We start from the raw sequence: 13,709 nt of genomic DNA, 5'->3' as shown, positions 1-13,709 counted from the left end.
CGAAAGTTAACTGAAATTAGGCCAGTTTTGATAATAGTGCTTTGGTCACAGGCGCTGGTAAGAAAGGCGTGATATCGCCACCGTGCCGCGCCACTTCTTTCACCAAGGAAGAAGAGATAAACGACCATTTTTCTGATGGCATCAGGAACACACTTTCTAGTTTTGGCATCAAATGGCGGTTCATATTGGCGAGCTGCCATTCATACTCAAAATCAGATACAGAGCGTAAGCCCCGCACTAAAATCGTCGCATTGTGTTTTTTGGCAAATTCCGCCATCAATTCACTGAATCCCATCACGACAACATTCTTCAGCGGTGCGGTGACTTGCTGTGCTAATGCTACTCGTTCGTCCAACGTAAACATCGGTTTCTTGCTGGAGCTGTCGGCGATAGCCAGAATCACATGACTGAACATTGCTGAGGCCCGCGTCACTAAGTCCAAATGCCCATTAGTCATTGGATCAAATGTTCCCGGGTAAATGGCTCTGGTCGTCATGCGTTCTCGCTTTTCTGAAGTTGATGGCTCAATGCCCACAGAGCCGCATATTTATTGAAAGTATATTGCGCGTTTACCACAGCCAGCAAGAACCCTTGTTTACCATCAAGGAAGCCAGCACGTAGCAGCCATGTCTTACAAAATGCCCCAAGAGTATGGCTGAGAATAGAGAAATAACCGCAACTTTTGCCTTGCTGGTGGCGTTGAGTCGCCCAAGCTTCAGCATAGTTAAGCTGTTTGCGTTGAAAAGCAAAGAAATCGCGACAAGTTAGATGCAGCAAATCACCCGCCAAGGGAATAACCTTGGCAGAGCCACTCGCAAGGGATTCATGAACTAAGTCATCGTTGTAGCGGAATTGGTGATGCGGGTACAAGCGGGTGACTCTATCAGGATACCAGCCGCTATGGCGCATGAACCGGCCTAAGAATAGATTGCGCCGTGCAAGGCTATAAACCGCACCCTCTTCTGGAGCTAATAATACGGTTTCAATAGCGGCTTTCAGTTCAGGGGTAACACGCTCATCAGCGTCCAGCATCAGAATGTAATCACCACTGGCATATTGCTGAGCTAACTGCCGCTGTTTACCGTAACCCGGCCATTCGGTATTGCTATACACTTTCGCGCCATATTGTTGAGCGAGTGCGACGGTTTCGTCTTCACTGCCTGAATCTAATATGACGATTTCATCAGCCCAATTAACGGATGCCAAACAATCTGCCAGTAGTGAGGCTTCATTCTTGGTAATCATCACAACAGACAGACGTTTTTTAGCACTCATTAGTGGCTCCGTTGCGGTAGATAAGGCTCCAGCAAGTGTAAAAGCCGTTGTAGGGCACCCTGATTTTCATGCAGCACATCAACCGCATGGCGACCATAATAGAGGCGGCAATCCTCATCTGTCAGCAGCAGGGTTATCTCTTTCACCAGCGATGAAGTGTCGGTGACGGTAATCAGCCCTTCGGCCTGTTCCAGCTTGGCACAGATGTCTTTAAAGTTAAACGTATGTGGCCCCATCAGCACAGGTATCGCATGTGCAGCCGCTTCCAGCGGGTTATGACCACCACGCTCAACCAAACTACCTCCAACAAAGGCTAAATCTGCAATTCCGTACAAGAGCATGAGCTCGCCCATGGTATCGCCTATCACCACTTGTGTACTGGCTGAAGGAATCTCGCCTTTGCTACGTAAGGTGTAACTCAACCCTGCTTTTTGCGTCAGTTCGACCGCTTTTGGGAAGCGTTCGGGATGACGTGGTACCAGAATCAACAGTAAGGTTGGGAAATGCGCCAATAATTGCCGATGAGCCTCAAGCAAAATAGCTTCTTCACCGTCATGGGTGCTGGTTGCTATCCACACTGGGCGGTGTGCTGCCCATTGGCTGCGTAATGTGACTGCTCTGGCGGCTAATTCAGGGGTGACAGAAATATCAAACTTTAGGCTACCCGTTACCGTCAGTTGTGAGCGTTTGAGGCCCAACTCAATGAAACGATCCCCATCTTCTTTATTTTGTGCGGCGATCAGTGTGATACGTTGCAGCATATTGCGCATAAAGCTGCCGATCTTTTTGTAGCCAGCAGCAGAGCGAGCGGAGAGGCGCGCATTCGCAATCACCAGTGGTATCTTGCGGCGATAAAGGGCATTGATCAGGTTCGGCCATAGCTCAGTTTCCATGATGATCACCAGCTTTGGATTGACCTGGTCCAAGAAGCGGTTGACAGAACCAGGCAGGTCATAAGGCAGATAAACGTGATGAACATCTTTACCAAACGCTGACTGGACGCGCTCCGAGCCTGTAGGGGTCATGGTCGTGACGGTAATGGGTAACGATGGGTAGCGGTGACGTAATGCCCTAACTAATGGAATAGCGGCCAATGTTTCACCGACTGAAACGGAATGCAGCATGATGCCGCCAGCAACGACTTTACCGGCGCAGAAACCATAACGTTCACCCCAACGCTTACGATAAGCGGGGGCTTTACGGCTACGTAACAGCAATCGTAACCAAATCAAAGGTTGAATAAGGTAGAGCAGTACCTGATATAAGCGCAGCAACATTCTATCAATTTCATTTATATGGATTACTAAGAATAATACCATATTTGTGCAAGAAAGGCTCTTTTCAGAGGGACACCGAAGATTGCCTGAATAGAGACAGGTTATTCATAAAAAAGAATATATATTCTGAACATTATGAGTAAACGAAAGCGGTAAAATGGATTTCATCTATTCAAAATTGAGAATGGGTTTCATTTCCATCCTTGGGTTGTCAGAGATTTGGCTATAGATGCTATCACTCCATTTATCCATGGTGCTTTTGCCTGATTTTAATCCTTTATTCAGCGAGTTATTATTTATCGTTTCAATTTGAGTTTTGTTGGTATGGTATTTCGTCATGAATGATTTAAGTAGATAAATCAATGTGGATTATTAACAAAATATGAGTAATATAATTTTCTTAATTATCTATAAAATTAATTAGCAGCGCTTAACAATAGTGAAATCAATAACTGTCGACTCTGATAATTACCAGAGCCGATTGTTATTACAGAATAAGCGCTTGGTGGCGAAATTTTAAACGGCCAATCACTGCCGGAATTAACACATTATTGTTTATGAAATCAATGCTTCTAATCGCGCCATAATGGTTTTAGCTGTAATAGTATCCATACTTTTTTGCTCGGAAATAACGGCAATCTGGTTTTCACCGTAACCCCCAATTAAACCTGGGTCGGTGGGGCCGTACAGCGTGATATTGGGGCGATTCAATGCAGCAGTCAGATGGCTTAGGCCCGTATCAACAGAAACCACGGCTTTTGCACCAGCAAGGACTTCTGCCACTTGTTGGAGACTGAGCTTAGGCAATACCTCAACATGCGGATAATGCTCCGCTAGCCGTAAAGCACGTTGGAACTCATGCTCAGCGCCCCAAGGCAATTTGATTTTTAGCCCCGTCGCGGCGACCTGTTCGATTAATTGCAGCCAATGGCTCTCAGGCCAGTGCTTACTGTCACGGGTTGTTGCATGCAAGAAAACCAAATACTGACCAGCATCGGCGGGTAACTGGCTTAAAAAGCGGGGTGCGATAGCATAATCACCATAACTTTCGGGTTTGCCATAACCCAGGCTTTTGGCGAACAGTTGGCGTGTACGTTCAACCGCATGTTGCTTAGTGTCGATTTCATGTCGGCAGTTATAAAACCAACTGGCAAATGGCTCTCGCGCACTTTTGCAATCAGGCCCATGCTTAACGCCTTTGGCGATGCGGGTAATGAGTGCGGCACTTTTAATAAGCCCCTGCGCATCAATCACTAGGTCATAATTCCGCTGTTGCACGATGCGCTTAAAATCACAGCGTTCTTGGCGCGTGTCGGTACCAAACCAGTTTTTTCGCCAACGGCGGATAGCCACTGGAATGACTTTATCTACCGCAGGATGCCAAGTCGGGACTTGGCTGAACCCCTCTTCGACCACCCAATCAAAGCGAATATCTGGTATAGCGTGCATCGCGTCTGTCAGCGCAGGCAATGTATGTAAAACATCGCCCATGGAAGAGGTTTTAACGATTAATACGTGCATTAATCTTCCTCTTTGGCTGAGCATTTTTGCGCAGCAAGCTGTTTTTCAAGGGCATCCATCACTTGCTCTGGCTGGATATCAATCAAACTCTGATGATAACCCTGAGCGCTATCGCCTTTGCGCACTTTATGGTAGCCAGTAATCAGGCGAATGACGGTCGCTTTGTCAGACAGCGGCGGCGTAAAATCTGGGCTGCTTGGGCCATACAAGGCCACCAAGGGTTTATTCAAGGCTGCGGCAACGTGCATTAGGCCAGAATCGTTACTGACGACTGCACAGCAAGCAGCAATCAGTACCACCGCTTGTTCCAGTGACGTTTGGCCTGCCAGATTGAGGCAATACTCGCGCGATTCTTCACTCAGAGCCTGACGGATCTCTTCACCGGCTTCATTATCTTTCGCCGAGCCCAGCAAGATAACCTGATAACCCGCATCAATCAGTTTTTGTGCCAACGTAGCATAGTGATAGTGTGGCCAGCGTTTTGCTGGGCCGAACTCAGCACCGGGGCAAAAACCAATAATCGGGCGGTTCTCGCTAAGCTTATATGACTCTGTAATTTCTACGATTTCGTCATCGCGGACCTGCAACTGGGGCCACAGCAACGGTTGTGGTAAATCGGCCGCCGAATGAATTTTCTCTTTATCGTAGGCCAACGCAACATAGCGCTGAACCATCATTGGGAAGGCTTCTTTATCCAGTATTCGCATATCATTGAGCAAGAAATAGCGCATTTCGCCACGCCAGCCAATACGATGCTTAATACCTGAAAAATAAGGTATCAGGGCTGATTTAAATGAGTTTGGTAGCACGTAAGCACGGTCATAACCTGATTCACGTAAGGCCAGACCCAAGCGGCGACGCTCATCAAAAGCAAAAGCCCCGTGTCCTAGTGGCATGGGGATTGCGTGACGCACTTCTGGCATTCGAGCCAAAAGCGGACGGCACCACGCGGGTGCCATCACATCAATAACTGCTGCCGGATATTCGGCCTTCAGGGTGCGGTAAAGACTTTGCGACATCATCATATCGCCAACCCAAGAAGGGCCGATGACCAGTATTTTCATACCGTTTATCAATTCCTTGCAGCAAATAATTTAGATTGAGCGGTTAAGCCACGCCAGATATTCTTTGACGCCTTCAGCGACAGTTTTGAATGGCTTGTCATAACCGGCAGCACGCAAATTAGTCAGATCGGCTTGCGTGTATGCCTGATAGCGGCCCTTCAGTTTCTCTGGGAATTCAATATATTCCACTGGCCCACTTTGGTGGAAATCAACCACCGCATCGGCGACAGCTTGGAATGATTCAGCGCGACCCGTACCGCAGTTGAAAATGCCGGATACACCGTTTTGCCAGAACCACAGATTAACGTCAGCCACATCACCCACATAGATGAAGTCGCGTTTGAAGTTTTCACTGCCAGAGAACAATTTTGGTCTTTCACCGGCATTGATCTGGTTATTCAGATGGAAAGCGACGCTCGCCATGCTGCCTTTGTGGCCTTCACGTGGGCCATAAACGTTGAAATATCGGAATCCACAAATTTGGGAATCAGCTTGCGGCAGTATCTCGCGCACATACTGATCGAACAAGAATTTGGAATAACCATAAACGTTAAGCGGTTGTTCGTACTGGCGATCTTCGATGAAATTATCTGTGCGCCCACCGTAAGTGGCAGCAGAAGAGGCGTACAAGAACGGAATACCGCGATCCAGACAGAAGTGTAGGATATCTTTTGAATACTGATAGTTGTTATCCATCATGTATTTGCCATCCCACTCGGTAGTGGAAGAGCAGGCACCTTCGTGGAAAATCGCGTCAATATCGCCCATGTCGTCGCCGGCAACAATACTGGCAACAAAATCTTCTTTATCCATGTAGTCAGCGATATCCAGATCCACCAGATTGACGAATTTAGTGCCGTCTTTCAGGTTATCTACGACTAAAATATCCTTATAGCCGATATTATTCAGTGCCTTAACAATGTTGCTGCCAATGAAGCCGGCGCCGCCAGTGACGATGATCATCAGGTTCACCCTTGTCAATCTTCTTGGTCGGGCACAATACCCGACACGTTAGTTGGCGATATCATAACATTTCATCGGGTAGCGCACAGCCGGAAGGGGGTTAATCTCTCGCTTTCTGTGCTGCTTTAGGATTGTTCACCGTGATATGTGCTGCATTTTTTGCAATATAAGCCAAGGTTACTCGTCAGTTCACGAGTCAGGCAGTAAAATGTAAGGCGAAACCGCCATTCTGGAGATAACTGCATGTCCCTGCCTTCTAAGAGAAACCCGCTTTATCAGCAACTCGAACAACAACTCAAAACTACCCGTGCTGAAGGGTTATATAAAAACGAACGAATTATCACCTCCGCTCAGCAAGCCGATATTTCTGTTGCTGATGGAAACCGCGTCATTAATTTCTGCGCCAATAACTACTTGGGCCTGGCAAATCACCCGCGACTGATCGCCGCAGCTAAAAAAGGCATGGATACTCATGGCTTTGGTATGGCATCGGTGCGTTTTATTTGTGGCACCCAAGATACTCACAAAGCATTAGAGCAGAAGCTCGCCAGTTTCCTGGGAATGGAAGATGCCATTCTCTACTCCTCTTGCTTTGATGCGAACGGCGGTTTGTTTGAAACCTTGCTCGGGCCAGAAGATGCCATTATCTCGGATGCGCTGAATCATGCCTCCATCATTGATGGCGTGCGGTTATGTAAAGCTAAACGTTACCGTTATGCCAACAACGATATGAGCGAGCTAGAAGCGCAGCTAAAACAAGCCAAAGCCGAGGGTGCGCGTCATATTATGATTGCCACCGACGGCGTGTTCTCGATGGATGGGGTGATCGCCAATCTGAAAGGCGTTTGTGATTTGGCGGATGAATATCAAGCATTAGTCATGGTGGATGATTCTCATGCAGTCGGTTTTGTCGGAGCCAATGGGCGTGGGACGCATGAGTACTGCGAAGTGATGGATCGCGTTGATATTATCACTGGCACCTTGGGCAAGGCGCTCGGCGGGGCATCTGGTGGTTACACCGCTGGCCGTAAAGAAGTGGTTGAATGGTTGCGCCAGCGTTCACGGCCTTACTTGTTCTCTAACTCATTAGCCCCCGCTATCGTTGCCGCCTCAATTGAAGTGTTATCACTCTTGGAAGACGGTGCCGAACTGCGTGACCGTCTGTGGGCGAACGCTCGTCTCTTCCGTGAGAAAATGAGTGCTGCCGGTTTCACGCTGGCGGGTGCTGATCATGCCATTATCCCTGTGATGCTGGGTGATGCGACATTGGCGCAAGAGTTTGCCAATGCATTGCTGAAAGAAGGAATTTATGTCACCGGTTTCTTCTACCCAGTGGTTCCAAAAGGTCAGGCTCGTATCCGTACACAGATGTCGGCCGACCACACGACAGAGCAGGTAGAGCGGGCGATTGAAGCCTTTGTCCGTATCGGTAAGCAACTCAACGTTATTGCGTAAGGAATATCATGAAAGCATTGTCCAAACTGAAAGCAGAAGAAGGTATTTGGATGACCGATGTGCCGCAGCCAGAGCTCGGCCACAACGACATCATGATCAAAATTCGCAAAACCGCTATCTGTGGCACGGATGTACATATTTACAACTGGGATGAGTGGTCGCAAAAAACGATCCCTGTCCCAATGGTGGTCGGCCATGAGTATGTGGGTGAAGTGGTTGCCATTGGTCAGGAAGTGAAAGGGTTTAATATTGGTGATCGGGTGTCTGGTGAGGGGCATATCACTTGCGGACATTGCCGTAACTGCCGTGGGGGACGCACCCATCTTTGCCGTAATACGGTCGGTGTTGGCGTGAACCGCCCAGGCTCTTTTGCTGAGTTTCTGGTGATTCCTGCTTTTAATGCCTTCAAAATCCCAGATAACATTTCTGATGAATTAGCCGCTATTTTCGATCCTTTCGGCAATGCTGTGCATACCGCATTATCCTTTGATTTAGTGGGGGAAGATGTGTTGGTATCCGGTGCTGGCCCGATTGGTATTATGGCTGCCGCGGTGTGTAAGCATGTCGGTGCTCGCCATGTTGTCATTACAGATGTGAATGAATACCGCTTGGATCTGGCGCGTAAAATGGGCGTCACACGAGCCGTTAACGTCAGTAAAGAGAACTTGAATGATGTGATGGCCGAGCTGGGTATGACGGAAGGATTTGATGTGGGGCTAGAAATGTCAGGTGCGCCACCTGCATTCCGTTCACTGCTTAACTCCATGAATCACGGCGGCCGTATCGCGATGTTGGGGATACCGCCATCTGATATGTCTATCGATTGGAATCAAGTGATTTTCAAGGGGCTGTTTATCAAAGGGATTTATGGCCGTGAGATGTTTGAAACTTGGTACAAAATGGCAGCACTGATTCAGTCTGGCTTAGATTTAACGCCGATCATTACTCACCGTTTCTCTATTGATGAGTTCCAAGAAGGCTTTGATGCCATGCGTTCAGGGAAATCAGGTAAGGTCATATTGAGCTGGGATTAATCGTCGATAAAAGCAAATTATTGATGACAAAAAATCATAGATGACAATAAGCGGGGCGACCATTATTTGGTGGCCCCGTTTGTTCTTCAGCCCATCATGGGGTATCCGTTTTGGGCTGATGGGTTGTCGGTTCATCTACTTTTGGCTCATCTACCGGTACGGCTGGCATAAAATGAGGTTGCCAATAGCGCTGAATAAAGGTGACAGCAGGGTTTTGCATCAGGCTCTCGCCGATGATGCCGAACATCCTGTCTGCATAGATTTTCTCTGGCACATAATGGGCTTTCACTTTGCATTGCTTGATGGCTTTCAGGCGATCATTTTTCGCGGGTTCACGCGGTGTTGATTTGCCCGGTGAAGTCGTGCCACTGCTATGGGTTACAGGCTCATTCAGCAGTGCACTTGGCCGGACCAATACGATGTCTGACGGTAGTTGAGGCAACATCTGTTGCAGCACTTTAATCGTCGCCGGATGTGGATGGCCAATCGCAATAGCAGAGCCATTTCGGCGTGCCAATTCTACCGCGCGATTAAACTGCAGGCGGATAGCTGCTTCATTTTGTGAGTCATCCAAGAAGACTTTACGTTTAATCACTTTCACTCGAGTGCCATCGGCCGCTTTGCTGGCTTGGCTATTGCCAATCGTGACGCTGTCGAGGAAATAGAGCTGATAGTGCTCCAAGACCTGCATCACTTTCTGCATCCCCGTTAAGCTGGAAGTCATGGCGCTGCCCATGTGGTTATTCATGCCACTGGCGTAAGGGACGTTATTCACCGCTTGGCGAATAATGCGCTGGATCTCTTCACTGCTCATGGATGGCTGCAAGGTATCACGCTCCAGCGGCTGCTTGCTCAGCGGTGCCATTGGCAGGTGAATCAGGATTTCACGCCCCTGATTGTGGGCTTTAACCGCCATCTCTCGGGCATAGGGAGCATTGGGCAAGATAGCGACCGAAATAGGTAACGGCATCTGCAATATCTTGTTTTCGTTCTGCGGGCGATAACCAAAGTCATCGATGACAATTGAAAGTTTGCCTGCCTGTGCGGCACTGGCGATCAGTAGAGTCGTGGCGATGATAAATCGGCGTGCATTGAAATAGCGCAATACGTGTTTCCTAACGTTGTTCCCTATCTTCCTAACCAGGGTTGTGGGTTAACAGCTTGCCCCTGACGGCGGATTTCGAAATAGAGTGATGGTTCACCCTGACCGCCACTGGTGCCAACGAGAGCAATCGGCTGGCCAGCTTTCACCTGTGCACCGACATTGACTAACGCGCTCTGGTTGTAGCCATATAAACTCATATCCCCTTTACCGTGCTCAATCACCACGACCAGACCATAGCCTTGTAGCCAGTCTGCTAGCAAGACTCGTCCATCTGCAATCGCTTTGACTTCACTGCCTTCCGGTGCGGAAATCACCATCCCTTTCCAGCGAAGTTCCCCTTGTAAGGCTTCACCAAAACGATGGGTGACGTTACCACGTACAGGCCAGACAGCTTGAGCACCTGGGCGACCAAGGCCACCGGTACGTGCCATTAATGAGCGCTCACTTTCGCTTGGTTTATAGCTGGAGCCCGTTTTCTTGGCTTGTTGCTCTTTGGCTTTCACCTGCTCGCGGACACGGGCGGCTTCTTTGGCTTCCCGCTCAGCACGGGCTTTGGCTTCCCGTTCTGCTTTGGCAATTTGGTCACGTAACCGTGACTCGTTCAGTCTTAGCTCCGCCAGACCCTGCTGATCTTTTTCCAGCGAGGCTTCTAACGAAGTGAGGGTTTTCTTGCGCGCAGTCCGCGCTTGTTCCAGCTTCTGCTGCTGGTTTTTTTGTTCATCCAACAGCGTTTTTTGCTGACTCTGTTTCTGTTCTAGTGTTTTTTTCTCTGCAGAGAGATCGGTGCGGGTCTGTTCCAGCTCTTCAATAGATTTTTGTCGAGCTTCATTGAGATAACTGAAATAGGCCAAAATACGCTCACTGCGTTGGCTCTCTTCACCGCTTAAAATAAGCTGCAAACCACTGTGTTGGCCTTGCTTAAAGGCGGCATCAAGTTGTTTAGACAGCATATCTTGTTGCTGAGATTGTTGGCTTTGCAGCTTGGCAATAGAGGTCGTGAGCTTGGAAATGTCTTTGTCTAACTCAGTCAAGGTGCCTTGAGTGTCGCGCAGGCTACGGCTGGCTTGAGCAATGGTATTCTCTTGTTGTTTCAACTGATCCAGCAATGAACTACGTTGCTGTTTTTGCTGCTGAACACTTTTTTCTTTTTCGGCGATATCTTGCTGAAGGGTTTTCAACTGATTTTTGTTATCAGTTGTTTTTGCCGCCGCAGGGGGGGCATCCGCGGCATTGACGGAAAATGGCAATAGCAATACGCCAGCGCAAAAAACGCTGGCGTACAGTGCTAACCACGGACGACGCCCCCACTGAGTCGGCAACGGAGTATGACGCTCTTCGTTGCCCGCAGGGGTATTGTCTGAAGCCATTGATATCGTGAATGCCGCTTTTTCCTTCATAACGAAGGATTATTCCACGATGAACAGCGGCTTACCAGTCATCTCTTTCGGGATTTCCATTTCCATCAGTGACAGCATGGTTGGGGCGATGTCAGAAAGTTTGCCACCCTCAACCGCTTTCACCTCTTTATTACCGACGTAAATCAGTGGCACAGGCAGGCTAGTATGGGCTGTGTGGGCTTGGCCGGTTTCTGGGTCACGCATCTGCTCAGCATTACCGTGGTCAGCGGTGACCAGCAATTGGCCGTCAACGGATTTGACCGCGGCAACCACTTGCTCGATGCAATTATCCAGCGTTTCTACTGCTTTCACCGCCGCATTATAGTCACCAGTATGGCCGACCATATCGCCATTTGGATAGTTACAAATGATCACATCATATTTGCCACTGGTAATTGCGGCGACCAGTTTCTCGGTCAATTCTGCCGAGCTCATTTCAGGTTGCAGGTCATAGGTTGCCACTTTTGGTGAGTTAATCAGAATGCGATCTTCACCTTTAAAGGGTTCTTCAACGCCACCGTTATAGAAGAATGTGACATGCGCATATTTTTCAGTTTCAGAAATACGTAACTGCGTTTTGTCATGCTTCATCAGCCACTCACCGAAGGTATTCTCCAGTGATGCTGGTGGGTAAGCGCAGGCGACTTTAATGTCCGCAGCATATTCAGTCAGCATGATGAAATCGCCGAAATTAACCACTTTATCGCGTTTGAAACCGTCGAAATCGGCGTTAACAAAGCAACGGGTAATTTGACGAGCGCGGTCAGCACGGAAGTTCATGAAGATTAATGCATCACCATCGTTCATGGCTGCTTGAGCTTCGCCAGCGGCTTGAATCACGGTCGGTTTAACAAATTCATCGTTCTCATTACGGGCATAAGCGGCTTGCAAGCCAGCGACGGCATTATCCGCAGTAAACTCGCCTTTAGCCTGCGTCAGTAAGTCGTAGGCCAGTTGGACACGATCCCAACGGTTATCACGGTCCATGGCATAGTAACGACCAATAATCGACGCAATGCGGCCGTTACCCAATTCTGCAAATTTCTCAGTGAATCGTTTCAGTGAAGATTCAGCACTACGCGGTGGAGTGTCACGTCCGTCGAGGAATGCATGCAGGTAAATGGCCTTTGCACCGCGTTTGGCGGCTAATTCCACCATGGCCAGAATATGGTCTTCGTGGCTATGTACACCGCCGGCAGAGAGCAAACCCATGATATGAACTGCTTTACCTGCTTTAACCGCGTTATCAACTGCTGCGGTTAGCGTCGCGTTAGTGAAAAAGTCACCGTCTTTGATCTCTTTATCGAGGCGAGTTAAGTCCTGATAAACGATGCGGCCAGCACCTAAATTGACGTGGCCCACTTCTGAGTTACCCATCTGCCCATCGGGCAAACCAACATCCAAGCCGGAAGCTGCAATCAATGTATGAGGTTGCTGCTGCCACAAGCGGTCCATGACCGGCGTTTTTGCATTTAGAATGGCGTTATCCTGCTGTTCTTCACGGTGACCGTAGCCATCGAGAATAGTCAGAACCAGTGGTTTTTTAGTGCTCGACATTGCATAACCTCTTTCTTGTTCTATTGGGTATATATGTTGAAAGGCGGTAATTTACTATAAAACCGGTTAAAAATAGCCCAAAGAGATCAACATTGGCGCTGGGTTTTACGTAAATATCATTATTTAGGCGACAAAACTTCCCGAGATTGCTCGCAGTTTCTGCAATCGCGCTTGCATATTGGCTGTATTTGCCGCATCGCGCAGGTATACTCTGTGACCTTGAATATTATCCCCTAACTAACGGGAGTTTTTACCCCCATGTTGCAAGAGATTATGCAATTCATTAGCCAGCATCCAGTTTTGAGTCTGGCCTGGGTGGCGTTGTTCGTCGCCGTGATTTTCACTACTTTCAAAAGTTCTCTCTCAAAAGTGAAAGAGATCACCCGTGGTGAAGCGACGCGTCTGATTAACAAAGAAGATGCGGTTGTGGTTGATATCCGCACACGTGATGATTACCGCAAAGGTCATATCGCCAGCTCTCTTAATTTGTTGCCGACCGACATTAAAAACGGCAGCTTAGCTGAGTTGGAAAAGCACAAAGCGCAGCCTATTATTGTAGTTTGTGCTACAGGAACAACCTCCCGTGCTTCTGCTGATCTGCTGAGCAAAGCAGGCTTTGAGCGAGTGTTTACCTTGAAAGAAGGTATCTCGGGCTGGAGTGGTGAGAATCTGCCACTGGCGCGCGGTAAGTAATTGCGATACAAATTTCGCTATATCAATAAATTATATAGTCAATTGAGGTGTATCCATGGCGAAGATTGAGATTTATACCAAAGCAACTTGCCCATTCTGTCACCGTGCTAAAGCACTGCTGAACAGTAAAGGCGCTGCTTTCCAAGAGATCGCAATTGATAATGACCCTGCCAAACGCGAAGAGATGATTGCTCGTAGCGGGCGGACGACTGTACCTCAGATATTTATTGATGGGCAGCATATCGGTGGCTGTGATGATTTACATGCCCTGGATGCGCGCAGTGGGCTAGACCCGCTGCTTTAACTCGTCAGTGGGCCACACTCATTAATGGAAGAGCCCACGGCGGCAGTGCAGTTTAATAAGGACG

12 protein-coding genes and 1 pseudogene are annotated in these 13,709 nt (G+C 48.4%); 4 read left to right on the top strand and 9 right to left on the bottom strand.

Going from position 1 to position 13,709, the window contains the following annotated elements; all coding sequences use genetic code 11:
- Nucleotides 1-16 precede the first annotated feature (16 nt).
- From coaD to rfaD, 6 genes are all read right to left on the bottom strand, one after another.
- Nucleotides 17-496, bottom strand: coding sequence for a pantetheine-phosphate adenylyltransferase (coaD, locus tag BN68_RS20465; protein WP_019213056.1), 480 nt, complete (start codon nucleotides 494-496; stop codon nucleotides 17-19).
- Entirely contained in the window at nucleotides 493-1,275 is a 783-nt protein-coding gene (locus tag BN68_RS20460) for a glycosyltransferase family 2 protein (RefSeq protein ID WP_019213055.1), read from the bottom strand. Before BN68_RS20460 ends, coaD begins: the two co-directional genes overlap by 4 nt.
- Entirely contained in the window at nucleotides 1,275-2,552 is a 1,278-nt protein-coding gene (waaA, locus tag BN68_RS20455) for a lipid IV(A) 3-deoxy-D-manno-octulosonic acid transferase (protein WP_019213054.1), read from the bottom strand. The genes BN68_RS20460 and waaA overlap by 1 nt, the downstream gene beginning before the upstream one ends.
- A gap of 555 nt (nucleotides 2,553-3,107) precedes the next feature.
- Nucleotides 3,108-4,073: a lipopolysaccharide heptosyltransferase RfaC gene (rfaC, locus tag BN68_RS20450; RefSeq protein ID WP_019213053.1), complete on the bottom strand. Its 966-nt coding sequence runs from the start codon at nucleotides 4,071-4,073 to the stop codon at nucleotides 3,108-3,110.
- On the bottom strand, nucleotides 4,073-5,137 hold the full coding sequence (gene rfaF, locus BN68_RS20445; RefSeq protein WP_019213052.1) for an ADP-heptose--LPS heptosyltransferase RfaF: 1,065 nt from the start codon (nucleotides 5,135-5,137) through the stop codon (nucleotides 4,073-4,075). Before rfaF ends, rfaC begins: the two co-directional genes overlap by 1 nt.
- A gap of 30 nt (nucleotides 5,138-5,167) precedes the next feature.
- Entirely contained in the window at nucleotides 5,168-6,100 is a 933-nt protein-coding gene (rfaD, locus tag BN68_RS20440; protein ID WP_019213051.1) for an ADP-glyceromanno-heptose 6-epimerase, read from the bottom strand.
- Nucleotides 6,101-6,343: 243 nt separating this feature from the next.
- Here rfaD and kbl point away from each other — a divergent pair, with 243 nt between their 5' ends.
- Together kbl and tdh are read left to right on the top strand one after the other, a co-directional pair.
- Entirely contained in the window at nucleotides 6,344-7,555 is a 1,212-nt protein-coding gene (kbl, locus tag BN68_RS20435) for a glycine C-acetyltransferase (RefSeq protein WP_019213050.1), read from the top strand.
- Between the two features lie 8 nt (nucleotides 7,556-7,563).
- Entirely contained in the window at nucleotides 7,564-8,589 is a 1,026-nt protein-coding gene (tdh, locus tag BN68_RS20430; RefSeq protein ID WP_004876921.1) for an L-threonine 3-dehydrogenase, read from the top strand.
- A 94-nt stretch (nucleotides 8,590-8,683) separates the two neighbouring features.
- On the opposite strand, the gene BN68_RS20425 is transcribed toward tdh, so the two are convergent.
- The 3 genes and pseudogenes from BN68_RS20425 to gpmM all read right to left on the bottom strand — a co-directional run bounded on the left by BN68_RS20425 (nucleotide 8,684) and on the right by gpmM (nucleotide 12,648).
- Nucleotides 8,684-9,694, bottom strand: coding sequence for a divergent polysaccharide deacetylase family protein (locus BN68_RS20425; RefSeq protein ID WP_019213049.1), 1,011 nt, complete (start codon nucleotides 9,692-9,694; stop codon nucleotides 8,684-8,686).
- A gap of 23 nt (nucleotides 9,695-9,717) precedes the next feature.
- Nucleotides 9,718-10,995: pseudogene (envC, locus tag BN68_RS20420) on the bottom strand (murein hydrolase activator EnvC); the annotation flags it as partial.
- A 105-nt stretch (nucleotides 10,996-11,100) separates the two neighbouring features.
- A complete protein-coding gene (gpmM, locus tag BN68_RS20415) occupies nucleotides 11,101-12,648 on the bottom strand; it encodes a 2,3-bisphosphoglycerate-independent phosphoglycerate mutase (protein WP_019213047.1) in 1,548 nt (515 codons plus the stop codon).
- Nucleotides 12,649-12,906: 258 nt separating this feature from the next.
- Between gpmM and BN68_RS20410 the strand changes: the two genes are divergently transcribed.
- Together BN68_RS20410 and grxC are read left to right on the top strand one after the other, a co-directional pair.
- Nucleotides 12,907-13,341: a rhodanese-like domain-containing protein gene (locus BN68_RS20410; RefSeq protein ID WP_019213046.1), complete on the top strand. Its 435-nt coding sequence runs from the start codon at nucleotides 12,907-12,909 to the stop codon at nucleotides 13,339-13,341.
- Nucleotides 13,342-13,396: 55 nt separating this feature from the next.
- A complete protein-coding gene (gene grxC / locus BN68_RS20405) occupies nucleotides 13,397-13,645 on the top strand; it encodes a glutaredoxin 3 (RefSeq protein ID WP_019213045.1) in 249 nt (82 codons plus the stop codon).
- Nucleotides 13,646-13,709 lie beyond the last annotated feature (64 nt).

This window comes from Yersinia massiliensis CCUG 53443 (assembly GCF_000312485.1).
GTDB classification, from domain to species: domain Bacteria; phylum Pseudomonadota; class Gammaproteobacteria; order Enterobacterales; family Enterobacteriaceae; genus Yersinia; species Yersinia massiliensis.
Note: the sequence above shows the minus strand (reverse complement) of the source record. Positions and strands in the feature narration are given on the sequence as shown.

Coding starts and splice junctions, on each gene's coding strand:
- gpmM (WP_019213047.1), bottom strand. CDS start 12,648: ATGTCGAGCACTAAAAAACCACTGGTTCTGACTATTCTCGATGGCTAC.
- waaA (WP_019213054.1), bottom strand. CDS start 2,552: ATGTTGCTGCGCTTATATCAGGTACTGCTCTACCTTATTCAACCTTTG.
- grxC (WP_019213045.1), top strand. CDS start 13,397: ATGGCGAAGATTGAGATTTATACCAAAGCAACTTGCCCATTCTGTCAC.
- BN68_RS20410 (WP_019213046.1), top strand. CDS start 12,907: ATGTTGCAAGAGATTATGCAATTCATTAGCCAGCATCCAGTTTTGAGT.
- rfaD (WP_019213051.1), bottom strand. CDS start 6,100: ATGATCATCGTCACTGGCGGCGCCGGCTTCATTGGCAGCAACATTGTT.
- tdh (WP_004876921.1), top strand. CDS start 7,564: ATGAAAGCATTGTCCAAACTGAAAGCAGAAGAAGGTATTTGGATGACC.
- rfaF (WP_019213052.1), bottom strand. CDS start 5,137: ATGAAAATACTGGTCATCGGCCCTTCTTGGGTTGGCGATATGATGATG.
- coaD (WP_019213056.1), bottom strand. CDS start 496: ATGACGACCAGAGCCATTTACCCGGGAACATTTGATCCAATGACTAAT.
- rfaC (WP_019213053.1), bottom strand. CDS start 4,073: ATGCACGTATTAATCGTTAAAACCTCTTCCATGGGCGATGTTTTACAT.
- kbl (WP_019213050.1), top strand. CDS start 6,344: ATGTCCCTGCCTTCTAAGAGAAACCCGCTTTATCAGCAACTCGAACAA.
- BN68_RS20460 (WP_019213055.1), bottom strand. CDS start 1,275: ATGAGTGCTAAAAAACGTCTGTCTGTTGTGATGATTACCAAGAATGAA.